This window comes from Longilinea arvoryzae (genome assembly GCF_001050235.1).
In the GTDB taxonomy this organism is placed as follows: domain Bacteria; phylum Chloroflexota; class Anaerolineae; order Anaerolineales; family Anaerolineaceae; genus Longilinea; species Longilinea arvoryzae.
In genome coordinates this window covers 3,086,136-3,110,250 of the sequence record NZ_DF967972.1, presented here as the reverse complement: position 1 = coordinate 3,110,250, position 24,115 = coordinate 3,086,136, and the positions used below count along the sequence as shown (strand labels likewise).

Annotated in this window: 19 protein-coding genes; 13 read left to right on the top strand and 6 right to left on the bottom strand. The window is 55.0% G+C overall.

Annotated elements, in window-relative coordinates:
• Positions 1-29 precede the first annotated feature (29 nt).
• The 4 genes from LARV_RS13820 (at position 30) to LARV_RS13805 (ending at position 7,975) form a co-directional block, all read left to right on the top strand.
• Positions 30-2,474 carry a heavy metal translocating P-type ATPase gene (locus LARV_RS13820; protein WP_075074182.1) on the top strand — a complete coding sequence of 815 codons (2,445 nt, stop codon included), beginning with the start codon at positions 30-32 and terminating at the stop codon, positions 2,472-2,474.
• 185 nt (positions 2,475-2,659) lie between these two features.
• Positions 2,660-4,678 (top strand): transketolase, encoded by a 2,019-nt coding sequence (gene tkt, locus LARV_RS13815; protein WP_075074181.1) that lies wholly within the window; start codon positions 2,660-2,662, stop codon positions 4,676-4,678.
• Between the two features lies 1 nt (position 4,679).
• A complete protein-coding gene (gene rpiB / locus LARV_RS13810) occupies positions 4,680-5,126 on the top strand; it encodes a ribose 5-phosphate isomerase B (RefSeq protein ID WP_075074180.1) in 447 nt (148 codons plus the stop codon).
• Between the two features lie 62 nt (positions 5,127-5,188).
• Positions 5,189-7,975, top strand: coding sequence for a bifunctional transaldolase/phosoglucose isomerase (locus LARV_RS13805; RefSeq protein WP_075074179.1), 2,787 nt, complete (start codon positions 5,189-5,191; stop codon positions 7,973-7,975).
• 39 nt (positions 7,976-8,014) lie between these two features.
• Here the strand turns inward: LARV_RS13805 and LARV_RS13800 are convergent, their stop codons facing one another.
• Positions 8,015-8,908: an ROK family protein gene (locus LARV_RS13800; RefSeq protein WP_075074178.1), complete on the bottom strand. Its 894-nt coding sequence runs from the start codon at positions 8,906-8,908 to the stop codon at positions 8,015-8,017.
• A 252-nt stretch (positions 8,909-9,160) separates the two neighbouring features.
• Between LARV_RS13800 and LARV_RS13795 the strand changes: the two genes are divergently transcribed.
• Positions 9,161-10,339, top strand: a complete 1,179-nt coding sequence (locus tag LARV_RS13795; RefSeq protein WP_075074177.1) for an aminotransferase class I/II-fold pyridoxal phosphate-dependent enzyme — start codon at positions 9,161-9,163, stop codon at positions 10,337-10,339.
• Between the two features lie 50 nt (positions 10,340-10,389).
• Here LARV_RS13795 and LARV_RS13790 read toward each other — a convergent pair whose 3' ends face one another.
• Entirely contained in the window at positions 10,390-11,220 is an 831-nt protein-coding gene (locus LARV_RS13790) for a DegV family protein (protein WP_075074176.1), read from the bottom strand.
• A 100-nt stretch (positions 11,221-11,320) separates the two neighbouring features.
• On the opposite strand from LARV_RS13790, the gene LARV_RS13785 reads away from it, so the two are divergent.
• Positions 11,321-12,511 (top strand): hypothetical protein, encoded by a 1,191-nt coding sequence (locus LARV_RS13785; protein WP_075074175.1) that lies wholly within the window; start codon positions 11,321-11,323, stop codon positions 12,509-12,511.
• Here LARV_RS13785 and LARV_RS13780 read toward each other — a convergent pair.
• On the bottom strand, positions 12,508-13,287 hold the full coding sequence (locus LARV_RS13780) for a hypothetical protein (RefSeq protein WP_075074174.1): 780 nt from the start codon (positions 13,285-13,287) through the stop codon (positions 12,508-12,510). The genes LARV_RS13785 and LARV_RS13780 overlap by 4 nt on opposite strands.
• A 132-nt stretch (positions 13,288-13,419) precedes the next feature.
• Positions 13,420-14,397 carry a magnesium/cobalt transporter CorA gene (corA, locus tag LARV_RS13775; protein ID WP_075074173.1) on the bottom strand — a complete coding sequence of 326 codons (978 nt, stop codon included), beginning with the start codon at positions 14,395-14,397 and terminating at the stop codon, positions 13,420-13,422.
• A 354-nt stretch (positions 14,398-14,751) separates the two neighbouring features.
• Here corA and LARV_RS13770 point away from each other — a divergent pair, with 354 nt between their 5' ends.
• The 6 genes from LARV_RS13770 to LARV_RS13745 all read left to right on the top strand — a co-directional run bounded on the left by LARV_RS13770 (position 14,752) and on the right by LARV_RS13745 (position 21,518).
• On the top strand, positions 14,752-16,143 hold the full coding sequence (locus tag LARV_RS13770) for a CehA/McbA family metallohydrolase (RefSeq protein ID WP_075074172.1): 1,392 nt from the start codon (positions 14,752-14,754) through the stop codon (positions 16,141-16,143).
• 51 nt (positions 16,144-16,194) lie between these two features.
• A complete protein-coding gene (locus tag LARV_RS13765) occupies positions 16,195-16,665 on the top strand; it encodes a DUF4430 domain-containing protein (protein ID WP_075074171.1) in 471 nt (156 codons plus the stop codon).
• Positions 16,666-16,774: 109 nt separating this feature from the next.
• On the top strand, positions 16,775-17,944 hold the full coding sequence (locus LARV_RS13760; RefSeq protein ID WP_083522573.1) for a BMP family lipoprotein: 1,170 nt from the start codon (positions 16,775-16,777) through the stop codon (positions 17,942-17,944).
• Positions 17,945-17,964: 20 nt separating this feature from the next.
• The gene (locus LARV_RS13755) at positions 17,965-19,491 is read left to right on the top strand and encodes an ABC transporter ATP-binding protein (protein ID WP_075074170.1); all 1,527 of its coding nucleotides are present in this window, start codon (positions 17,965-17,967) and stop codon (positions 19,489-19,491) included.
• Between the two features lie 4 nt (positions 19,492-19,495).
• Positions 19,496-20,614, top strand: coding sequence for an ABC transporter permease (locus LARV_RS13750; protein WP_075074169.1), 1,119 nt, complete (start codon positions 19,496-19,498; stop codon positions 20,612-20,614).
• Positions 20,607-21,518 (top strand): ABC transporter permease, encoded by a 912-nt coding sequence (locus LARV_RS13745; RefSeq protein WP_075074168.1) that lies wholly within the window; start codon positions 20,607-20,609, stop codon positions 21,516-21,518. Before LARV_RS13750 ends, LARV_RS13745 begins: the two co-directional genes overlap by 8 nt.
• Before the next feature lie 42 nt (positions 21,519-21,560).
• On the opposite strand, the gene rbsK is transcribed toward LARV_RS13745, so the two are convergent.
• Positions 21,561-22,502 carry a ribokinase gene (gene rbsK, locus LARV_RS13740; protein ID WP_083522572.1) on the bottom strand — a complete coding sequence of 314 codons (942 nt, stop codon included), beginning with the start codon at positions 22,500-22,502 and terminating at the stop codon, positions 21,561-21,563.
• Positions 22,503-23,516, bottom strand: coding sequence for a LacI family DNA-binding transcriptional regulator (locus LARV_RS13735; protein ID WP_075074167.1), 1,014 nt, complete (start codon positions 23,514-23,516; stop codon positions 22,503-22,505).
• 203 nt (positions 23,517-23,719) lie between these two features.
• Here LARV_RS13735 and LARV_RS13730 point away from each other — a divergent pair, with 203 nt between their 5' ends.
• Complete coding sequence (locus tag LARV_RS13730; protein WP_075074166.1) at positions 23,720-24,076, top strand: SCP2 sterol-binding domain-containing protein; 357 nt, start codon at positions 23,720-23,722, stop codon at positions 24,074-24,076.
• The last annotated feature ends 39 nt before the right edge of the window (positions 24,077-24,115 follow it).

Genomic DNA, 24,115 nt, shown 5'->3' with positions numbered 1-24,115 from the left:
GTGCGGATTAACGGTAGAGGTGTAAAGATATGAGCGATTCGAAACAGGTGGTATTACCCATCACCGGCATGACCTGCGCCAATTGCGTGGCGACGATCGAACGCAACCTAAAAAAAGTGAACGGCGTCGAGATGGCCGTGGTGAACCTTTCTTCGGAACGGGCTACGGTTGAGTTCGACCCGACGTTGACTGGATTGTCCGACCTGATCGGACGCGTGGAGCGGGCGGGTTATGGGGTCGCGATGGGCGAAGCAGATCTGCTGATTCGCGGCATGAGCGACGACCAGGACGCAAAACGCCTGGAAAAAGCCCTCGCGAAACTCGATGGCGTGCGTGAAGCTTCGGTCAATTTCACAACCGAAAAAGCGCGCGTAAATTATATTCCCACCCTGGTCAGCCAGTCCGACCTGCGCAAGGTTGTGGCGGCCAATGGTTTTCGCGCCGTGGAAACCGGTGGCGAAGGTGAGGATGCCGAAGCGAAGGCGCGCGAAGCCGAGATCCAGGAACAGCGCCGGCTGCTGATCATCGGTTTGATATTCACCATCCCGCTTTTTTTGCTCGCCATGGCGCGCGATTTTGGCCTGCTCCCGATGGAATGGGCGCACGCTGCCTGGCTGAACTGGGTGATGTTCGTCCTGGCTACCCCGGTCCAGTTCTATGTCGGCCGCCAATATTACGTGAACGGGTATAAATCCCTGCGCAACGGTTCGGCCAATATGGACGTGCTGATCGCGCTGGGTTCTTCGACCGCTTACCTGTACTCCATCCCGGTAATGCTGGGGTTGATCCCGGGGCATGTCTATTTCGAAACCGCAGCCGTGATCATCACCCTGATCCGGGTCGGGAAGTTCCTGGAAGCGCGCGCCAAGGGCCGCACCAGTGAAGCCATCAAGAAATTGATGGGGCTGCGGGCCAGAACGGCGCGCATCATCCGAAATGGCGCCGAATTGGAAGTGCCGGTCGAGGATGTTCTGGTCGGCGATGTCGTCACGGTGCGCCCGGGCGAGAAGATCCCGGTGGACGGCGTGGTCATCGAAGGCCGTTCGAGTGTGGACGAGTCGATGCTGACCGGTGAATCGCTGCCGGTGGAGAAGTTCCAGGGTGAGAAGGTGATCGGCGCGACGCTCAACAAACTGGGCTCGCTGCGTTTTGAGGCCACCCGGGTGGGGCGTGAGACTGCTCTGGCGCAGATCATCCGGTTGGTCGAAGAAGCCCAGGGCAGCAAAGCCCCGATTCAAAAGCTGGCCGATCAGGTTTCGGCTTTCTTCGTGCCGGCTGTGATCGGCATTGCTTTGATTACGTTTACCGTCTGGATGTTCCTGGTGCCTGCCCCCGCCGCAGGTTCGGACGTCAACGCCTTCACCCGGGCGCTCATCCACATGGTGGCGGTGCTGGTCATTGCCTGCCCGTGCGCCATGGGATTGGCGACGCCGACGGCGGTCATGGTCGGCACCGGCAAGGCGGCTGAGATGGGCATCCTCTTCCGTTCCAGCGAGGCATTGGAACGGGCCGGCAAGATTTCCACCGTCGTGCTGGACAAGACCGGCACGATCACCCGCGGCCAACCCGCCGTGACGGACATCGTAACGGCGAATGCGTGGAAAGGACAATTTTCAAATCCGGAAGGCGAGTTGCTGCGCCTGGCAGCCAGCGTGGAACAGGCCAGCGAACACCCGTTGGGCGAAGCAATTACCGCGGAGGCGGGCAATCGCGGCCTGGCGTTGAGTCAACCGGCCGGGTTCCAGGCCGAAGCCGGGAATGGCGTCGCGGCTGAGGTGGACGGGTGCCGGGTAGCGGTGGGCAGCCTGCGCTACATGCAGTCGAATTCGATCACCCTCAACGGGTTGGAATCGGAAATCGAACGCCTGCAAGCCGAAGCCAAGACGGCCATGCTGGTGGCTATGGACGGCCAGGTACAGGGCATCGTCGCCGTTGCAGACACTATTAAAGAAGGTTCGATTTCAGCAATTCAGGATTTGCATGACCTGGGTTTGAAGGTTGCCATGATCACTGGTGACAACCAAAAAACGGCTCAGGCCATCGGTCGGCAGGTGAAGGTCGATGAAGTGCTGGCCGAGGTGCTGCCGGATGGCAAGTCGGCCGAAGTCAAGAAGCTGCAGGGCGCCGGAGCGGTGGTTGCCATGGTCGGCGACGGCATCAACGACGCGCCCGCGCTGGCGCAGGCGGACGTGGGCATCGCCATTGGCACCGGCACGGATGTGGCCATGGCCGCCGCGCCCGTTACATTGATCAGCGGCGACCTGCGCGGGGTGGTGCGCGCGGTGAAGCTTTCGCACCTTACCCTGAAAGTCATCCGGCAGAACCTGTTCTGGGCATTCTTCTACAACGTCATTCTGATCCCGGCAGCCGCGTTGGGCTTTCTGAACCCCATGCTTGCGGCCGCAGCCATGGCTTTCAGCAGCATTTTCGTGGTCTCCAACAGCCTGCGCCTGAAACGCAAGGCGATCGATTGATGGATCCGGTCAATTTAAGAAACGCGGCAGCCATCAGGTTGCCGCGTTTCTCACCCTAAACCCAAATCAAAGATGAGTTAATGGTAGAATAAACGAAATTCCGAACGATTTGCCCCTTAAAGGAGACGGTCGGGTATTGAAACCCTTCTTCTCCTGAAAATTGATGAATTATTGAAGAGGTTTTCATGACCGAAGCACAGGATTTACAAAATTTAGCCATCAACACCATTCGTTTTCTCTCAGCGGATGGTGTTCAAAAGGCGAATTCCGGACACCCCGGCCTGCCCATGGGCACCGCGGCTATTGCCTACACCATCTGGACGCGTCACCTGCGTCACAATCCGAAGAACCCGAAATGGGCCAATCGCGATCGGTTTGTTTTGTCCGGCGGTCATGGCTCCATGCTTTTATATTCGCTGCTGCATTTGACCGGCTATGATCTTTCTTTGGAAGAATTGCAGAATTTTCGGCAGTGGGGCAGCCGCACGCCCGGCCACCCTGAATATGGGCTGACCCCTGGCGTCGAAACGACCACCGGACCCCTGGGACAGGGTTTTGCGAACGGCGTTGGCATGGCCATCGCCGAAGCTCACCTGGCTGCCGAATTCAACCGGCCGGATCACAAGCTCATCGACCATTACACTTACGCGTTGGTGACGGATGGTGATTTGATGGAAGGAGTCGCTTCCGAAGCCGCCTCGCTGGCCGGGCATTTGAAACTGGGCAAGTTGATCTACATGTACGACGACAACCGCATCACGATCGACGGCTCCACTGACCTGGCTTTTACCGAGGATCGCGGCAAACGGTTCGAGGCTTACGGCTGGCACGTGCAGCACGTGGCGGATGGAAATGACGTCGAAGCCATCGACGCCGCCATCCGGGCTGCCAAAGCGGATCCACGGCCTTCCCTCATCATCTGCCGCACGCACATCGGCTTCGGCCTTCCGACCCGCCAGGATACCTCGAAGGCACACGGCGAGCCGCCAGGCGATGAAGAATTGAACGGCGCCAAGAAGAAGCTGGGCTGGCCGCTCGAACCGCGCTTCTACATTCCGGATGAGGTGCTTCACTTCTACCGGCAGGCTGAAACAACCGGCGCCGAACTGGAAAATGCCTGGAACACCGAATTCAAAGACTATGCTTCTCAGAATCCCGACCTGGCCGCCGAATTGGACCGCCGGTTGAAGGGCGAGCTGCCCAAGGGATGGGAAGATGCCCTGCCTGCCTTCCCGGCGGACGCGAAGGGTATGGCCACCCGGGCGGCTTCCGGAAAAGTGATCAACGCGCTGGCCGCAAAAATCCCCGAACTGGTGGGCGGTTCCGCGGACCTCGCGCCGTCCAACAACACCTGGATTGCGGGCCAGCCTGATTTCCAATCCGCAACGCCCGAGGGCCGGAATTTTCATTTCGGCGTGCGCGAGCATGCCATGGCCGCGATTGTAAACGGTATGGCGTATCACGGCGGCCTGATCCCTTACGGCGCGACCTTCCTGGTCTTCACGGATTACGCGCGGCCGGCCATTCGAATTTCGGCGATATCGCATTTACAGAGCATCTGGGTGATGACTCACGACAGCATCGGATTGGGCGAGGATGGGCCTACCCACCAGCCGATCGAACACCTGGCGGCATTACGCGCCATCCCCAATCTGGTGGTATTGCGCCCGGCGGACGCCAACGAGGTCAGTGAAGCCTGGAAGGTGGCGATCAGCCGGCGCAACGGGCCGACCCTGCTGGCGCTCAGCCGCCAGGCCGTGCCGACCTTCGACCGCAGCCAGGTTGCACCGGCCAACGAATTGCCTCGGGGCGCCTATGTTCTGACCGATTTGGGCGGCAGCCTGCCGGAGATCATCCTGATGGCAACCGGCTCCGAGGTGGCGCTGGTGCTCGAAGCCGGGTACCAACTGGCGACCCGTGGCCGCAGCGTGCGCGTTGTTTCCATGCCGAGCTGGGAATTATTCGAAGACCAACCCCAGAGCTACCGCGACCAGGTGCTTCCGCCATTGACCGATTTGCGTATTGCGGTGGAAGCCGGGGTGAGCATGGGTTGGGAGCGTTGGGTTGGACCGAAGGGCAAGATCATGGCAATCAATCATTTTGGGGCTTCGGCACCCGCCCGAACCATCTATGAGAAATTCGGCCTGACGGTGGACGAAATCGTCCGGCAGGCGTACGGTTTGTTGGGAATGGTAGGAGAGTAATATGCGCGTAGCCGTTAGTTGTGATCATGCCGGCTTTCCAATCAAGGCAACCGTAATCGAAACCCTGCGCAAGCTGGGGCATGAAGTGCTCGATTTTGGCACCGACAGCCCCACCAGTGTGGATTTTCCGGATTTTACAGAAAAAGCCTGCCGGGCCATCCAGCGCGGCGAGGCTGAACGCGGGGTGATCCTGTGCGGTTCCGGTGTTGGCGTGGTCATCGCCGCCAATAAAATGAAGGGCATCTACGCCGGCCTGTGCCATGACACCTATTCGGCGCACCAGGGTGTGGAGCACGATTTCATGAACGTCCTGTGCCTGGGCGGACAGGTCATCGGTCCGGCGCTGACGCGCGAACTGGTCACGGCCTTTGTGAACGCCAAATTCGACGGCGGTGAGCGGTTCGTCCGCCGGGTGAATAAGATGAAGAAATTGGAAGAAGAAGGTTGATTTCGACGGCCGGGCCAGGGTTTTCCCGACCCGGCTGTTTTCAGGATCCATTGGGAGGTTTTATGTCAAGAATCGATTCATTACATGCACTGGGACAATCCCTCTGGTATGACAATATTCAACGCCGCCTGTTGGAAAATGGCGAGCTGGAGAAAATGATCCGGGACGGCGACATTCGCGGTGTGACCTCGAATCCATCCATTTTCAACAACGCCATCGCCAAATCCAGCGATTACGACGCGGCCCTCAAACCCATGGCCTGGGCCGGATGGAAAGCCGAGGATATTTTCTGGCAACTGGCCGTCGAGGACATCCAGGCGGCGGCGGATCTATTCCGTCCCCTGTACGACTCCACCCACGGCGGGGACGGCTACGTCAGTCTCGAAGTCAACCCGTACCTGGCGAACGATACGGTCAACACGGTTTCTGAAGCGCGCCGGCTGTGGGCGCTGGTCGACCGGCCGAATTTGATGGTGAAGATCCCGGCCACCCGGGCCGGAATCCCGGCCATCCAACAGGCAATCGCCGCTGGAATAAACGTCAATGTGACCCTGATCTTCTCCCTGCAGCGTTACGTTGAGGTGATGGACGCTTTCTTGAGAGGATTGGAAGAGCGGGTCGCCCATGGACAGTCGATCGATTCGATCGCATCCGTGGCATCTTTCTTCGTATCGCGCATCGATACGAAGGTGGATGGCCGGCTCGAAAAGGTCATCCAGGCTGAGGGCACCGCTGCGCCTCAGGCCGCGAGCCTGCGCGGAAAGGCGGCCATTGCCAGTGCCCGCCTGGCTTATGCAAAGTTCCAGGAAATCTTCGGGTCCGATCGTTTTGTAAAGCTGAAAGCCAAAGGCGGCCGAACCCAACGCCCGCTGTGGGCTTCCACCAGCACGAAGAACCCGGATTATCGGGATGTGATTTACGTCGAAGAATTGATCGCCCCGGATACCGTCAACACGGTTCCCCCGCAAACTCTGGTTGCTTTCAAAGACCACGGCGAATCGGCCGTCACGATCGAAAAAGATTTGGCGGGCATGCGCAAGGCCCTGGCAGATCTCGAAGCCATGGGCATTCACATGGAACAGGTCACGGACGAACTCGAGGAAGAGGGCGTAAAGTCCTTTTCGGACGCCTTTACCGGGTTGTTGAAGACCATCGACGACCGCCGGACAGCCTGCCTGGCCGAATTGGGGGATTTACAGGAAAAAATCGCCAGGCGCGTCAAGAACCTGACGGATATCGATGCCGCGCGCCGCTTATGGCAGCCGGATCCGACCCTGTGGACAGAGGATCCCGCCGAGCAGAAGGAAATTCTACAGCGGGTGGGCTGGCTGCGCGCGCCTGAAAAAAGCCGCGCCCTGATTTCGCAGGCGAAGCGCATTCTGGCCGATTGTCAGCAGGAAGGCTATACCCACGCATTACTGCTGGGCATGGGCGGCTCGTCGCTGGCTCCGGAGGTGCTGCGGCTGACATTTGGCGTGCAGAGCGCGAACGACAAACCCGGATTGGACCTGGCCATTTTGGATTCGACCGATCCGGCGCAGGTGCGGACCGCCGCGCAGCGCGCGCCGCTGGCGCGGACGTTGTTCATTGTCTCCAGCAAATCCGGCTCGACCAGCGAGACTCAATCCCATCTGGCTTTCTTCTGGAAACGGGCAGTTCACAGCCTGGGCAAGGTAAAGGCCGGCGAGCACTTTGTCGCCATCACCGATCCGGGCAGCATGCTTGAAAAACAGGCTCGCGAACGCAGTTTCCGTGAGGTCGTGCTGGCGGATCCGAATGTCGGCGGGCGCTATTCGGCGCTGATCGCCTTCGGTATTCTGCCGGCCGGGCTGCTGGGTCTCGATCTCGATCTCTGGCTGGCGCGCGCCGGGCGGGTCATGAGCGTATCCACGCCCGCGACGCCGGCCGGTCGCAATCCAGGGTTGGTCCTGGGCGCCATCCTGGGCGAAGCGGCTCTGGCCGGACGCGACAAGCTTACCATCCTGACCGACCCTGAATTCTCCGCTTTTGGCTCCTGGCTTGAACAACTGGTGGCCGAGAGCAGCGGCAAACAGGGTAAGGGCATCATTCCTGTGGATCAGGAGACGCTGCTTCCGCCGCGCAACTACAGCAAAGATCGTCTCTTTGTCTACATCCGTCTGACCGGCAGCCTGGACGAACAAGTCAAGAAACTGCACGCGGCCGGGCATCCCGCGCTGGTGCTGCCGGTAAAGGATACCTACGATTTGAGCGCCGAGTTCTACCGCTGGGAAGTGGCCATTGCGATTGCCTGCGCGGTGTTGGGCGTCGATGCGTTCAACCAGCCGGATGTGCAGGACAACAAGACGCGCACCCAGCAAAAAATTGCCGCCTTCCAGAAATCCGGGAAACTGGATGAAGGCGAAGCCATCTGGGAAGGCGAGGGCGGCCGGGTGTATGGGCAGGAATTCCCAGGGCTGAACGGCGCCAAGACGATTGCCGATGTGGTCGAAGCATTCCTGCAGCAGGCCAAAGCCGGCGTCGATTATGTGGCCTTGAACGCTTATCTGCCGCGCAATCCGCGTACGGCTTCGAAGCTGCAAAAAGTCCGTTCGGTGCTGCTGGTGCGCACTGGCTGCGCCACCACGCTCGGTTTCGGGCCGCGTTTCCTGCATTCAACCGGCCAGTTGCACAAGGGCGGCGGTGACAATGGCGTTTTCATCCAGATTACCCGGGATCCGACGGTCGATTTTGAAATTCCCGAACAGGGCATCCGCTTTGCCACGCTGGAACGCGCCCAGGCGTTGGGCGACCTGGAAGCCCTGCGCAGTCGGGGGCGGCGAGCCATCCGCATTCACCTGACCAGCGCGGATATCCTAGATCTGATCTAAAAATGACATCCCCTTTGAAAAAACAAAGGGGATGTTTTTTTACGACCCCCTCAGCGCCAGGGCTATGGCTCCCAGGGAGCCGGCCTGGTTCCCCAATCCGGGCGAAACAATGTAACTCTCGGTTTCCTCCAGCAGGGTTTTGGATTGGACATATCCGTTCAAGATCTCGACAACCTGCTTGCGGATCATTGGAAATAACTGGTGTTGGGCCATCACCCCACCGCCCAATATGATGCGCTGGGGTGAGAGCGTGCATATGAAGGTGGACAAGGCCAGGGCGATAATATGCGCTTCGAGTTCCCAGGCCGGGTGGTCGGGGGGCAGCTTCTCGGCCGGAACGCCCCAACGGCGGTTCAAAGCCGGACCCGAGGCCAGACCTTCGAAGCAATCCCTGTGATAAGGGCAGCAGCCATCAAAGGGGTCTGCCTGCCGGTCGTGCGGCAGGTAAATATGACCCATCTCCGGATGCACCAGCCCGTGCAGCGGTTTGCCGGCGCAGACGACGCCGCCTCCGATGCCGGTACCGATGGTCAGATACACAAAATCCGATAATCCCTGGGCCGCACCCCAGCGACCTTCTCCCAGAGCCGCTCCGTTGACATCGGTATCGAAGAAAACCGGGACACCCAGCGCCTTTTCAAGAACCGGCGTGACCGGGGTATTCCTCCAGCCGGGTTTCGGCGTGGAAGTGATAAATCCCCACGTTTCCGAAGCTGTGTTCAAATCCACCGGGCCGAAACTGGCGACCCCGATGGCTTCCAATGTAAGACGTTGCTCACTCATCCAATGCGTAAAGAAATCCGCAGTCTTTTGCAGAGTCTCTTCGGGTTGCGTGGTCGGGAAACGCGTCTCGGCCAGAATCTTTGCGTGTTCGTCCGTCACAATACAGACGAATTTCGTCCCGCCTGCCTCAACACCGCCAAAATAGCCCATCGAGCCGACCTCCTGATGGATAATCTCTCACTTAATTCGTTTTAATAATAGCATAACCCAAGAGTTCGTCTGAAATCTTTTTCGTGTATAATCGTCATCTGAGTCCAAATCAGGGGGCAAATCCTGGTTGCGGGGACGGCCAGCGCTCTTTCCCTGATCTTTCCTTCCCCACGGTCCGCATTTTCCTTATTCCATTTTGGACCATTTTAATCTCGGGCTCATCATTCCATTTTTTTCTTTGAGGATAAAAGCATGGATATTTTTCAGAAGTGCCTTGAGTACACGGAAGCCAGGGATGCAATCAAGCAAGGGTTCTATCCTTACTTTATCCCACTCAATGAGAATGAAGGGACGGAGGTCATGTACAAAGGCCAACGTCTCATCATGTGCGGTTCCAATAACTACCTGGGATTAACCACCCACCCGAAAGTGAAAGAAGCCGCCAAGACCGCCATCGATCGCTATGGGACAAGTTGCACGGGCTCACGCTTTTTGAATGGCACCCTCGCCATGCATGAACAGCTCGAGCATGAGTTGGCCGAATGGGTGGGCATGGAATCCACGCTTGTTTTTTCGACCGGTATGCAGACCAATCTCGGTACAGTGAGCGCCCTGGTGGGCCGGGACGACATTGTTATTCTGGATAAGGACGACCATGCCAGCATCGTGGACGGCGCCCGCCTGGGTTACGGAAAGATCGAACGCTATCGTCACAATGATCTCGAACACCTGGAACGGGTTCTCAAGAGCCTGCCCGCCGAGAGCGGCAAAATCCTGGTGATGGATGGATTGTTTAGCATGGAAGGCGACCTGGCTGATCTGCCGGAAATCGTCCCGCTGGCGAAGAAGTATGGCGCGCGGGTCATGGTGGATGATGCCCATGGTATGGGTGTGCTCGGCAAAGGCCACGGCACCGTCGCCCACTTCGGCTTGACCGATCAGGTCGACCTGATCATGTCCACCTTCAGCAAGTCGTTTGCTTCGCTGGGGGGTTTTATCGCCGGCAAGGAAGAAGTCATCGATTACATCAAGCACCATGCGCGCTCGATGATCTTCAGCGCCAGCATTCCGCCTTCCAACACGGCCTCGGCCCTGGCCGCGCTGCAGGTGATGCGCGAAGAACCCGAACGGATCCAACGGGTCAACGATATTGGCCTGAAAATGTGCGAGGGCTACAAATCGCTTGGCTTTGACATCGGCAGGTCGGTTACGCCAGTGGTGCCGATCATCATCGGGGATGACATGAAGACCTTCCTGTTCTGGAAAGCGCTCTTCGAAAACGGCGTCTTCGTCAACCCGGTCATCAGCCCGGCCGTCGCCCCCGGACACCAACTCATGCGAACCAGCTATATGGCTTCCCATACCGATGAACAACTCGACAAGGTGCTGGAAACCTTCGGCCGAGTCGGCAAGGAGCTTGGGATTATCTGATCCTCAGATTATGAAAACCGGCGCCTCAAAAGGCGCCGGTTTTTTGTGTGTTATTTGAGGATATATAGAATGCCGATGGTATTGGGCCCGCAGTGGCTGGCGATGGTCGAGCCAGCGTAGGTGATGCAAATTTCATCGATTTTGGCCAGCTTACGCAGTTCGGATTCCAGGAAGGCAGCGTCGGCGTCACAACCGGTGTGCGTGATGAATACGCGGTGCAGGTCGATGGTGGGAAGCAAGGTATTAAATTCGGCGACCATCGAAAGCAAGGCCCGCTTGCGAGCGCCGCCAATCTTTTCCTTTACGCCCATCGTCCCATCACTGCGTACCTCGATCACCGGACGGATATGCAGCAAGCTGCCAAAAATATTCGCCAAAGCTGAGCAGCGCCCGCCTTTATAAAGATAATCCAGTGTGTCGATCGTAAACGACGTGTGAATTTTGGGAACGGTGGCCCGAATTTCGGATACGATTTCATCGAAAGAGCGGCCCTGATCGCGTAATTCGGCTGCCTTTACCACCAGCAAACCGATGCCCGTGGACAGGTTCAATGAATCTACAGTCGCTATTCTTTTGTCTTTAACCTCGGCTGCTGCCAGAACACTGTTTTGATAGGTGGCGGATAACTGGCTCGAAATGTCGATGCAGATCACATCATTTTGAGCTTTGAAGGCCTCTGAAAAATCGACAACGGGCACTGCCGATGTCTTGGGAAGGGCTCCGGTGCGATCGACGGCATCGAATAGTTCGCGCAAGGTCATGTCGCCATCTTTGACCTCGTGGTTATCCACAAAAACGGTCAAAGGGAGGCGTTTGATATGAAACCGCTCGAGGAGTTCCGGGCTGAGATCAGATGTGCTATCGGTTATAATTTCAATCATATGTCAGCTCAATGAAGAAAGATAGGAAAATAAGAACCCCGCAATTTTACCCTATATTACGGCGGCCTGAGATTGCATTGAACACGTAAAAGGTGCTATTTTGAGTGTCAATTTCCTGAAAATTTATCTCTTCGATATCGATGGGGTGCTGGTCAAGCCGCTCGGTTATCGTCAGGGTGTTCGAACCGTTTTGCAAGAATACGCGGAGCGCTGGGGGGTTAGGGGGCGGCTGGCCGGTGAAGAGGAGATTTCACTGCTGGAGTCCCAGCAGATCACCAGTGAATGGGATCAAATCCCCATCTGCCTGGCGTGCATGCTCGACGAAGGGCTGGATCATTCAGCGAGCCGGCCGGCTGATTTTTCGATCGATGAGGTGCCGCCGGCGTTGTTCGACCGGGATTCCGCGTCCGTAGCGATCGATTACCGCAGAAAAATCACTGCGATCGGCTTGCTGCCAAAAGACAACCGCGCGCTTAGCGATCAATTGCTTAAGGACGACTCGATTTTCCCCAATCTTTTCCCTTACCGTGCTTTCCGGGACCTGTTTGCCAACACGCGCGATGTCCTGAAATCTAAAACGACTCGCCGTTTTCAATTACTGGAATTGGGCAGCCAGGTTTTTTCAGAAACTTATCACTTACCCGCGGATTGTGAAACCGAAGGATTACTCGTCACCCGCGATATCAGCCTGATTCCGGCGGATGTCGCTGCGGATTTGCTGCGTAAGCGGAAGAAAGGCGAGATCGAAATGTCCGCTATTTCAGCTCGGCCATCGCGACCGGATGGGCTGTTCAGCGACCCCGAACACAGTTATTCACCCGAGGCCGAATTGGGCCTGCGCGTCGCAGGATTATCCGGGATTCCCTGCATCGGTTTCGGCGAATTGGTCTGGCTGGCGGAAAAAGTACATACCGAAGCGGACAGCCTGTTGAAGCCCAATCGCATCCACGCGTTGGCTGGCATGGCCGCCGCTTCGGGATTGGATAGCCTTTCGGCCATGCAGGCGGCTTATGATCTCGATCAGGCAGGTTCGCAGGAGAGCATTTCTCTGATCTTCGGGACGGCGCAGAGACCGGTCGAAGTTCACATATTCGAAGATACGCCTGTGGGTGTTTTGGCGGCGAAATCCGCGGTCGAGTACTTGAATGAACTGGGCATCCTGGCCTCATTTCATGCCTGGGGAATTACCGAAAACGTCGATAAATGCGCTGCCCTTACCGATGCGGGCGCGGTGGTCTTTTCATCGATCCGGGATGCGATCGAAGCGGCGACCGGTGCAGGCCAGAACTAGAGCCTCCGGCTTTGTTTTGGGGCCTGGGGATTTCCACTGGCTGACAGGCTGTGATAAGCGGAATCCATCGGAATATAAACGGGTTCTGACGAGTCTTCCGGTTCGGACTCCTGAGACGGGTAGAGGGGCTGAGGGATCGGTTTACGGGGCAGGGCAGGTGTGGGGCGTGAAACGGTCGACGGCTGCTCCACGGGCGTCGAGCGCGGCTTGCGGGTGACGACCAGCGGCTGCTGCGCCGGGCGCTCGAAAGGCGCAGCCTGCGATTGGACCTCCTGGATTGAAGCGGATTTGACGCTCAGGGAGAACGAACCGATCAAAAGGATGCGGGTCACCCAGACCAGGATGGCCACGAACACCGGGATCACGTGGACGAGGACCTGCGGGTTGATGACGGAACTGCTGACCAGGGTGCGGTTGACCACGGCCATCGAAATGCCCCACCAGGTCAAAGCGGCATTCATGGTGGCCGCCAGGAGCCAGGCGCCGAAGAGAAACCAGAGTTCCCTGGGAACTTCCTGTTCGGCTTCCGGTAGGAACAACCGGGCAATGCCCGCAAAATCGATCGCGCAGAATGCAATGGCCAGCACGGTCGACCAGCGCATACCGAGAAAGCTCAAGGATCCCAATAGATCATCCAAGGCATAGGCAGTCGTGCTGAAATTGAAGATTTCGAATCCCAGCAATGCGATTGCCAGAATACTCGTTGTGATCATTTTTCGGTAGCCGAGGGTGCGATCGTCGGACGGCCGCCGGTAATTAAGTTGCTGACTGGACATGGCTACCTCCTTTCAAGAGTTCCGAAAAATCCCTTCGATTTATTCTTATAATAGAACAATATTTCTAATTTGTCAATAACAAAAACGCCACGGAGTTTTCTCCGTGGCGTGGATGAATGCGAGATTTGTGGATCAGAACCAACCCCGTCTTTTGAAAAAATAGAGCATTCCGCCCACGATGAGGAGATAAATTCCGAGCACCATCGGGTAGCCGAGCTGCCAGTTCAATTCCGGCATAAACTTGAAATTCATGCCGAAATTGCCGGCCACAAAGGACAGCGGCAGGAAAATGGTCGAGACGATGGTCAGGGCTTTCATGACTTCATTCAAGCGCAGTGAAGTCGAGTTCAGGTAAATATCCAGGGAACCGCTGACGACATCCCGAATATTCTCGGACATTTCCTGAATGCGCATGAGATGGTCGTAGATATCCCGGAAATAAATCCGGCTTTGCTGGTCGATCATTGGGAATTCGTCCCGGCTTAGGCGGTTGATCACTTCGCGCTGCGGCCAGATGATATGGCGCAGGACCATGATACTGTGCTTCAGGGCCAGAATTCGCTCGAGGGTTTCCGTCTTGGGTTTGGCCAGCACCAAGTCTTCCAGTTTCTCGATCTCATCTTCCATGTTATCCAGCAGCGGCATGTAATCATCGACCAGGATATCCAAAACGGCGTGGCACAGGAAATCGGCTCCACCCGCGTGCAGCCGCTTGTCCTTTGCCAGCAGCTTCCAGGTTTTTTCGACCGGCGGCATGACCTGTTCGGTCGAAACCGTTACCAGATAATTCGCCCCCAGAAAGAGGTCCAATTCCAGGACGTCATCTTCCGAAATTTCCGGTGAGGGCAGGATGGCGTGCGTAATGATAAAGAGGTAATCCTCGAAATCGTCGATTTTGGGGGTCTGGTATCCGTGGTCGATACAATCTTCGACTGCCAGGGGGTGAAAATGGAAGGCGTCTGCGAGGATCGAACGGATTTCATCCGGGTTGGTTTTTTCGAGGATGACCCACAGCAAGCCTTCGGGTTCTTGGATACAACTCTCGTATTGCTCTACGGGTAGGTTTCGGATTGGCGCTTCGCGGGGTGGAAAATAGATCGAACGGATCATGCGGTCGTTCTCCATTCACAGGGTTATTTTGAAAGTATACCCTTTATCGAAATCATTGAGCTAGTCCTCGCTTTAGTTGATCTACTTGACATTGCATATGGATTATGCTACATTGATAAAACGATTGCGCAACCGTTTGCGCGTGAAAATAGCTAAGTACGAAAATCCACACGTTTTCTGAAAGGCTTCTGGATGGTTAAGAATCATCGATCCTTTTTTTATTTTTTCATTCTGGCTATCTTTTTAATAACGTTGGGGTTGAGTTCCTGTAACTCGGCAGCTCCAGCCGAAAAAGCCGGGGTCGCTGAGACAGAAACGACCGAACAAGAATTGGGGTCTGTGCGTGGAAAAGTCTTGACCGACTCCGGCGAGATGGTTACCGCCGGGATCATCGTCGAGGATCAAGATGGCAATACTTTTCGCACAACCACGAATGCGCAATCGGGCTACAACTTGTTGCTGCCGCCGGGAAGTTACACACTCTACTTTACGCGCGGATTCGAATATTCGGTGGTTACCAAGAAAATTACCGTCGAAAGTTTCAAGAAGTATTATCTCCAGGATGTGCGTTTGATCCAACTGTTCGATTCGTATGCCCAGGGTTGGATCGCCTCCGACCTGCACCAGCATACCTATTATTCGGATGGCGCGGATAGCGTCGCCTCGCAGTTATTGGGAAATATCAGCAATGGCTTATACATCGGTTTCCTGACAGACCATAACACGGCTTATGGCCTGGCGGAGTGGGTCCAGGGGAACAGGTTGGTCGCCAACATCGATAAAGCCGGCGTTCAGCGCTTTTATCATGCCTTCGAGGGCGTCGAGGAGACCACCGAATTTGGCCATTTTCAATCCCTCGGCGTTGGCCAGACCTTCGACACTTATGAAATTAAAATGACGGAATATCAACGGGCGCAAAGCCAGGCTGAGAAAGACGTCGTGCTGAAGGATATGATTGGCTACATTGCCGATACGATCCAGCGCAGCGGCGGCGTTGTGCAAATCAACCACCCGTACAGTTCCAGTACGATGGGTTTCAACTACTGGGATATCGCGGACAAATTCGATACGGTCGAAATCTGGAACGGTTATTTCGTACCCGGGGACGGCCGTTATATCGGGGACACGCTCGGGTATGCGGATCAAAACTACAGCGCGAAGTTGAAATGGTTCGATTTATTGAATAACATCCGGAACGGCGGAAAATTCCTGGCGGCCACAGGCGGGACCGACAATCACGATTCCACTTCGCCCTACAAGCGCGATCCAAAGCTGGTATCCTACAACATCAACAATATCAAGGACTTCAAGATCACCAATATGGTGGATTATCAGGCCGCCTTCGAAATGAACGGCCGATATAACGGAAATCCAACCACGTATTTGCACATTCCGGGCGACATAACCCTCGATTCGGTGCAAAACGCCATCAGGAATGGCAACAGTTTCATCTCCAACGGCCCCATTCTTATTGCCGACGTAAACGGTAAATCCTACGGTGAAACCGTCGAGTTAAATGGGGCGGGGAGCGTTTCCTTGAACCTGAAAGCCTTTGCCCGGGATGGGTTCGAAAGCATTCGCATTGTGAAGAATGGTGAGGTCATTAAAACCATCGATGCGATTACTGGTTCCAACTATGAGGCAGTGGTAAAACTGGACGACCTGAAACGCGGCGATTGGATTGTTCTGGAGGCGATGGGAGTCTCTACCTATTATTGCATCACCAATCCCATCTTCTTCGAATGATCTTCCATGTCAATAGAACCGAATGCTGTAAACCAATAAGGAGAAAAGGAAATGAAGAAGAGATCTGTCCTGCTTGTTGTTTTGGTTCTGGTCCTGATTTCGACATTCATGGCCGGCTGCGCTCCGAAAAACGCAGCGGATGAATGGAAATGGACGCCGGGCAAGGATGAAGTGACTTATAAATCCACCGCTGCCGATGAATGGTCGCCCACGTTTACGGTTTATGTCAAAATCGTGGGTGGAAATGACACCGTGTTGTATGACGGAAAGGTTACCCTGACTTCACCGCAGATGATGGCGAGCGAATTCCTGTCGGCTGCAATCAGTGAAAAAGGATTGGCCCAGGAAGGTTTGGATGTCGGCTTCATCACCAAAGTCGGCGACTATGAAAACGATTCGACGAACAACGTCTACTGGATGTATTATGTCAATGGCGCAATGCCTAATTGGGGAACGAATGAGTTCCGCCTTCGCGATGGGGATTATGTCAAGCTGGCTTATGAGAAATACCAGCAGCAATAAGATTCGTATCGTTGGATCGGGTTCGTTTTGTTGATGATCGAAATGGGCTGTTACAAGGTTTTTTTGTAACAGCCCATAATAAGAATTTCAAAAGTGGAGCGATTTCGTTATGATGAAGAATAAGCCCGTTTATTTGTTGGTCATTCTTGTGATGCTCGCAGCGTCCATTTTGACGGCATGCGGCGGAAATGCAACGCCCGAAAGCCTTAACATCAGCAGCGAAATCGCAAACCTCGACGATGGCGTCACCCGAATCGTGCTATTGATCAACGGGAATCTTGGAGATATGTCGTTCTTCGATTCGGCCAACGCCGGGATGCAAAAATTTCAGACGGATCACCCCGAGGTCGAGGTAAAGGTTGTCGAGATGGGCGTCGACACCTCGGTGTGGGAACCCACCCTGCGCCAGACCGCCAACGAAGCCAATGATTTGATCATCGTTGGCACCACCGACATGCGCGAACCTTTGCAGCGGTTGATCCGGACGGGCAAATATCCGGACCGAAAATTCATCATTTTCGATACTGAGATCGAGGATAACGCGGCTGCCAATTATCCCCAGGTGCACAGTATCATGTTCAAGCAAAACGAGGGCGGATACCTGGCCGGCGTGGTTGCGGCCCTGATGAGCATCGAAACCGGCGCCCAAAAAACCGGTTTCATCGGCGGCATGCGAATCGACGTGATCAACGATTTTGGCTACGGATTCATGCAGGGCGTCGAGAAGGTCAATGCGGATTACTCTTCTCAAATCCTGGCCTACAACAGTTATATCGGCGATTTCTTCAACAGCCCAAAGGGGAAATCCCTGGCCGACACGATGTATACCGAAGGACAGGTCAGTATTCTATTCGCGGCGGCTTCTCAGGCGGGACTGGGCAGTCTGGATTCGGCCAAGAATCTGGATAAATATATCATCGGCGTCGATACCGATCAGTACGATTATTTCAAGAGCACCGACCCGGATAAAGCTTCACATATCGTTACTTCTGTTTTAAAACGGGTCGATCTCGCGCTCTATGAAGCCTGCGATGCTTTCTTGAAGAACACGTTGACATATGGAGATCTGGCCGTAATGGGGTTGAAGGATGGCAAGGTCGGAATCGTCGACAATGATAATTACAAGACGATCGTTCCCGAGGCCGACCGGACCTACGTCCAGGGTTTGATCGACCAGATCATTTCGGGGGATCTCGAGATCAAGAGTGGGCTCAAACGTTTCACGCCGGTTGCCGATTTGAATGCCCTGTTCGATAAACTGGACCCGACCAAGCAATAAATTATTCGCGATTGAGTCCAATGGAATATCTAACCTTAGCGGAAATCAGCAAGATCTATTCGAACGGCGTCATTGCAAACGACCATGTCAATTTTGGCCTCCGCAAGGGCGAAATCCACGCCATCATCGGTGAAAACGGGGCCGGGAAAAGCACTTTGATGAAAGTGCTTTACGGCCTTGAAAAGCGCGATGGCGGTGAGATCTACCTGAACGGAGAAAAAGTAAATATTACCTCTCCGTTGGATGCGCTGGGCCTTAGCATTGGGATGGTTCCTCAGCATTCCATGCTGATCCATGAAATGACGGTCAGTGAGAACATCTTTCTGGGAATCGAAAAAAAACGACGGGGGCTGCTCGACAAGAACAAAATGGATCAAGAAACCAGGTCGTTGTGTGAAAAATACAACATGGTTGTAGATCCGAAGGCCTTGTGTGGAAGTTTATCCCTGAGCGCCACCCAAAAAGTGGGCATCTTAAAAGCGCTGGTCAGGGGCGCGAATATCCTGATTCTCGATGAGCCCACGGCAGTCCTGGCCCCTCAAGAAACGCGGGAATTGTTCGCCCAACTGAAGCTGTTGAAGCTCAATGGGTACAGCATCATCATCATCACCCACAAACTGAAGGAAATCACGCAGTTATGCGATCGGGTGACGATTATGCGGGCCGGTCGGGATTGCGGGGTATTCGCCGTCGACCAGATCAGCGAAGAAGAAATCTCGCGGCGCATGGTTGGAAACGACGTCAAACTGACCGTTGAGAAAACACCTGCAAAGCCCGGCGATAGCGTAATCAAAGCCGCGAACCTGACCGTGACCCGGAAGAATCGCACCTGCGCTGTGGATCACATCAGCTTTTCGGTGCGCAAAGGCGAAATTCTGTGCTTCGCCGGCGTCGAGGGGAATGGACAGCGTGAGACGGTCCGATGCCTCACGGGGTTGGAGAAAAAGTACACCGGCCAAATTACGCTGCTTGACCAGGACCTAAAGGAAATGAACGTCAGGGAGATCCGCGAAAAGGGCCTTTCCCATATCCCTGAGGACCGCCAAAGAACCGGCTCGAATCTGGCTGCCAGTATTCTGGATAACCTGGTTGCCATTTCGGTCGCGAAAGAAAGCAAATGTGGGGTCATCCGATACCGCAAGTTGAAGGCGAACGCGCAAAAACTCATTTCGCGATACGCGATCAAGGCGAAGAGCATCTCGCAGCCGATGAATTCCCTTTCCGGCGGAAATATGCAAAAGGTGATCATCGCCCGGGAAATCGATGCCGGTTCCGAGGTGTTGGTGGCAGACCAGCCGACTCGCGGCGTCGACGTAGGAGCGATGGAATTTATTCATAAGAAGCTCGTTGGTCTGCGGGATTCGGGAAAAGCCATCCTGCTGGTTTCCGCCGACCTCAGCGAGGTGATAAACCTGGCGGATCGAATCCTCGTCTTTCATAACGGTAAGATTACCGCCCAAATTACGGATGTCCCCCATGTAACGGAAGAGCAGTTGGGACGTTACATGCTTGGAATAGACCGGATGCCGGATCTGGAGGGGGCATAATCCAATGCTTAAGAAGATCAATTACAAACTATCCTCCGCGCTCGCCCGCCAGGTCCTGTTCGAGATCCTAAGGACCGCTGCGGCGATCGTCCTTGCTTTGCTGATTGCTTTTGGCATTATCTTTCTTACCAGCAAAGAACCGATCCGGGCGATTCGCATCCTTCTGGAAGCGCCTTTTCTTTCGCCCTACAATTTCGGACAGATCATCACACAGTCGATCCCCCTCATTTTCACCGGTGCCGCGGTGTGTGTCATGGTAAAGGCCGGCCAGTTCAACCTCTTTGTCGAAGGCGCGTTTTTTATCGGGATGTTATTCGGCGCGGTCATCGCCGCCAAATTCAAGCTGCCCGGGGTTTTGCTCCCGATGGTGGCGATGATTTTGCCTGCGCTGCTTGCGGCGGCGATCGGGTATCTGCCGGCAAAAATGAAATCCGCGTTGAAGATCAATGAATTTGTGTCTTCGTTGATGTTCAATTTCATTGTGTTCTGGGTCTGCATGTATCTTTTTGCCCATCATTTCTATGACCCGGACTATTCTTCATTGGCCACGCCAACCATACCGGATCAAGGAAAGCTGTTCTTCCTATCCGTGGATAATGAAGTCAGTTCCAGTTTCCTGATTGCTTTGGTTGTCGCCGGGCTGGTCTGGTTCTTCCTGAACCGTACAAAATGGGGTTTTGCCATCCGGATGACCGGCGACAACCCTGAATTTGCGAATTTCGCCGGCATCAACGTCCGCTCGGCCATCACCTGGTCACAGGTTTTGGGCGCGGCCATTGCCGGTTTTGGCGGCGCGGCTTTCGTGCTTGGGAATTACTACCGTTTCAACCTCAAAGCGCTTCCCAATTACGGTTTCGATGGATTCATCATCGCCATCGTGGCCCGGAACAATCCCTTGCTGGTGCCCATCGCAGCCTTATTCATGGGGTATCTGCGCGCGGGGGCTGCGCAGATGGCGCTGTATTCGGATGTCACCAACGATGTCGTTTACCTGATCCAGGCGGTGATGCTCATCCTGATCGGTGGCCAGGCATTTCTGTCCTTCGTGAAGGAACGTTCGATCAAAAAAGCCGCCAGGCAAGAAAGAGAACGATCCGAAGGCGGAGGAAAAACCGTTGCTTAACTTTATCTTTTCCGAAACATTTCTGGTTTCATCCATCGCCTACGCATTGCCGATCGTTTTTGCTGCCCTGGCGGCGTTGATTTCGAATAAAGCCGGAACGCTCAATATCAACGTCGAAGGAAGCATGTCAGTGGCTGCGCTTGCGGGCGCTCTGGCGAGCAATTCCTCGCAAAGCTGGGCGATCGGTTTGGTGTGCGCAATCCTGGTCGGCATTTTAATGTCTTTGATACTGGCAGCCTGTTCGATGGGGTTGAAAACCGATACGATTCTGTCCGGTATTGCACTCAATACTTTTGCCAGCGGTCTGGTCGTGGTCATACTCTTCGCGGTGCTTGGGGTGCAGGGAGATTCTTCGTCCAGTCCCAGTCGGATGATCCCAACCGTCAACGTGCCGGTTCTGACGAATATTCCGGTCGTCGGAAAACTGATCTTTGGGGAAAATTTGATGGTTTATATCGCCATTCTTTGCGTGGCGATTTTATGGCTGCTGATTCATAAAACGAAATTGGGGACGCATATCAAAGCGGTGGGTTATAACCCCGAAGCAGCGCGCTCGGTGGGTATTCATGTCAACCAGACCCGCATTTGGTCCCTGGTTTTCTGCGGAATATTCGCCGGGTTGGGCGGCGCTTTTCTTTCGATGGTCTATCTGTCGTATTATTCCGTTGGAATGGTGGCCGGAAGAGGGTTCATCGGCCTGGCCGCAGAGGCGATGGGCGCCGGGAATCCAGTTTCGACGGCGTTGTTCGCCTGGTTGTTTGGAGCAGTCGATTATTTCGCGGTTGGCGCGCAGTCCGTTTTGAATGTGCCGTATGAACTGCTCAACACTCTGCCGTATCTGATGACATTGCTCGCTCTGGTAATCTACTCGGTGAAACCCGGCAGAAAATCGCAAAGCCAGTAGCCCCGACTTTTTAGAGAATGTTTCGGGTATTGAATCTTCACCCTAAAAGTGGATCACTTCAGGGCGGGCACAGTCTTTCATGGATTCGATGACTTCGCGTTTGTCGGGGATGGAGGATTGGGCTCCCAGTCGGGTGACTGCCAACGTGGCTGCGGCGGCCGCATACTGCAAGGCGTCGGGAATATCTTTGCCCTCCCAGAGCGCGGCTGCATAACCGCCCACGAAGGTATCACCGGCCGCGGTGGTATCCACAACCCGGACAGGAAACCCGGGTTGATACAGATTGAACTCTGGACTGACCAGTACGGAGCCCATCGGTCCGAGGGTGATGATCACGGTGCGCGGGCCGTTTTTCTGCAGGGTCCCGGCCGCATCGAATGCTGATTTTGGATCGATGACGGGAAAATCGCACAGGCTGCTGGCTTCGGTTTCGTTGATCACCAGCACATCCAATTGTTGGAGCGTGCTTTCCGGGATGGGGTAAAAGGGGGCGGCGTTGAGCATGACCGGAATGCCTTCATGATGGGCACGCTCGATGATGTGCCTGACGGTTTCCAACGGAATTTCATGTTGAAGCAAGATCATGGAAGTCTGGGCTAAAGAAGGCCAGGCATCATCCACCATGGTGATGGAGACCAGACCATTGGTGCCGGGGATGATGAGGATGCGGTTCTCGCCGGCATCATCGACCAGAATGACCGCGGTCCCGGTCGGATGCCCAGCGATCGCGTGTATTCCACTCACATCGACGCCGGCGTCCTTCAATGAGTTGCGCAGCGTATCGGCGAAGATATCCTCGCCCACGCAGCCGATCATTCGAGTTGGCGCACCTGCCCGCCTGGCCGCCACGGCCTGATTGGCGCCTTTCCCACCCGGGATGATATTGAAATCGGTGCCGCTCAAAGTCTCGCCGGCGCGTGGAATACGAGATGAACGCGCGACCAGATCGATGTTCAGACTGCCAATGACCGTGATCATTTTCATCTATTCTTCCCACCGGGCGGTGGAATCGCGTTTGATCAACCTGGAGGTGAGAATGATTCGTTGGTTCAATTCGTGCTTTTTACCGACCAGATGTTCGATCAGCAAATTCATGGCGTACTGCGCCATTTCTTCGATGGGTTGAGCCATGGTGGTCAATGCCGGGGTAATTGCTGCGTCGATCTCGATATCATCAAAGCCGATGATCGAAATATCCTTCGGGATGGAAAGGCCGGCTTTGTGCGCGGCCGACATGGCGCCGATGGCCATCATATCGTTTAGAACAAACACGGCAGTGGCGCGAGAGGAGGATGAAAGCAGTCGCTGCATGGCCTCTTCGCCACTCGGAAATCGAAAATCGCCCATCTCGATCAATTTCGGATCGAAGTCAATTCCGTTTTCTTTCAGGCAGCGTTTATAGCCTTCGAAGCGCTGCATGCTGGGCGCAAGGTGATTGGGGCCGGTGATGCAGGCGATAAAGCGGTGGCCCAGATTGATCAGGTGTTTCGTCGCATCATAGCCCGCCTGTTCATTGTCCAGGAGAACGACATCTGCCAGTTCCAGTGGGACATCGCGATCCGCCACCACCACAGGAATATTGTTCTCCACCAACCGCATCAAGTCGTCCGGCTCGCTGCCAGAAGAGATGAAGATCACCCCGTCCACCTGTTTTGCCAGCAGGGTGTTGATGTACCGGCTTTGCTTACCCGGGTTGTTGTCGCTGTTGCACAGGATGACGCTGTAACCCTGTTGAAAGCCGATATCCTCGATTTTTCGGGCGACATCCGCAAAGAAGAGGTTGGATGCATCCGGTACAACCAGGCCGATCGTCCTCGTAACGCCGCTTCGCAGGCTGCGCGCCAGACTATTCGGCTGGTAGCCCAGTTCCTCGAGCGCGGTCAGGACCCGTTGCTTGGTGGCCGGATCGACAAAGCGGGTGTTGTTCACCACATGGGATACTGTGGTGATGGATACCTGGGCCGCGCGAGCTACATCTTTGATCGTTACACGGGGCATACGGGAATCTATTCTTTCTGCGCAAACGATTGCGCAATCGTTATAATAAAAATATCATATTAAAAACGATTTGTCAATGCCTTTGAAGACCCGTCCATTGATCCGAAATGGTCGTGATCCACCTGAAAGAAACTTCAAAAAGACAAAAGATCGCTTCGAGAACAGGAAATAACCGGGTAAAATCATACCAGGAGGATCAACCCGTGAGCGATGTACCCCTGCAGAAATTATTCAATGCGCTGCCGCGCGCCTTTATTCCGGAAAAAGCATCCGGGATCGATGCCATAACCCACTTTGCCTTGAGCGGTGAAAAGGGCGGCGATTGGACCGTGACCATTCAAGACCAAAAAATTAGCGTTGTGGCCGGACTGCCGCCGGAATCTCCGACCTTAACCCTCCACGCGGATGCGCAGGATATTCTGGATATTTTTTCCGGAAAGCTGGATATAACTCGCGCATATATGCAGGGTAAGCTTCGAGTAACCGGTAATTTTGGATTGGCTTATAAGCTGTCGACGCTATTCCGGGTTGACGAGGAATTATTTCGATCGTTGCAGTGAGAAATCAAAAAATCGGGCCTTTTGGCCCGATTTTTATCG

What these genes read in the sequence shown, in the direction of transcription:
- LARV_RS13820 (WP_075074182.1), top strand. Translation starts at nt 30, where the DNA reads ATGAGCGATTCGAAACAGGTGGTATTACCCATCACCGGCATGACCTGC.
- tkt (WP_075074181.1), top strand. Translation starts at nt 2,660, where the DNA reads ATGACCGAAGCACAGGATTTACAAAATTTAGCCATCAACACCATTCGT.
- rbsK (WP_083522572.1), bottom strand. Translation starts at nt 22,502, where the DNA reads ATGAAAATGATCACGGTCATTGGCAGTCTGAACATCGATCTGGTCGCG.
- LARV_RS13750 (WP_075074169.1), top strand. Translation starts at nt 19,496, where the DNA reads ATGCTTAAGAAGATCAATTACAAACTATCCTCCGCGCTCGCCCGCCAG.
- LARV_RS13780 (WP_075074174.1), bottom strand. Translation starts at nt 13,287, where the DNA reads ATGTCCAGTCAGCAACTTAATTACCGGCGGCCGTCCGACGATCGCACC.
- LARV_RS13755 (WP_075074170.1), top strand. Translation starts at nt 17,965, where the DNA reads ATGGAATATCTAACCTTAGCGGAAATCAGCAAGATCTATTCGAACGGC.
- LARV_RS13765 (WP_075074171.1), top strand. Translation starts at nt 16,195, where the DNA reads ATGAAGAAGAGATCTGTCCTGCTTGTTGTTTTGGTTCTGGTCCTGATT.
- LARV_RS13800 (WP_075074178.1), bottom strand. Translation starts at nt 8,908, where the DNA reads ATGGGCTATTTTGGCGGTGTTGAGGCAGGCGGGACGAAATTCGTCTGT.
- LARV_RS13735 (WP_075074167.1), bottom strand. Translation starts at nt 23,516, where the DNA reads ATGCCCCGTGTAACGATCAAAGATGTAGCTCGCGCGGCCCAGGTATCC.
- corA (WP_075074173.1), bottom strand. Translation starts at nt 14,397, where the DNA reads ATGATCCGTTCGATCTATTTTCCACCCCGCGAAGCGCCAATCCGAAAC.
- LARV_RS13795 (WP_075074177.1), top strand. Translation starts at nt 9,161, where the DNA reads ATGGATATTTTTCAGAAGTGCCTTGAGTACACGGAAGCCAGGGATGCA.
- LARV_RS13760 (WP_083522573.1), top strand. Translation starts at nt 16,775, where the DNA reads ATGATGAAGAATAAGCCCGTTTATTTGTTGGTCATTCTTGTGATGCTC.
- LARV_RS13790 (WP_075074176.1), bottom strand. Translation starts at nt 11,220, where the DNA reads ATGATTGAAATTATAACCGATAGCACATCTGATCTCAGCCCGGAACTC.
- rpiB (WP_075074180.1), top strand. Translation starts at nt 4,680, where the DNA reads ATGCGCGTAGCCGTTAGTTGTGATCATGCCGGCTTTCCAATCAAGGCA.
- LARV_RS13805 (WP_075074179.1), top strand. Translation starts at nt 5,189, where the DNA reads ATGTCAAGAATCGATTCATTACATGCACTGGGACAATCCCTCTGGTAT.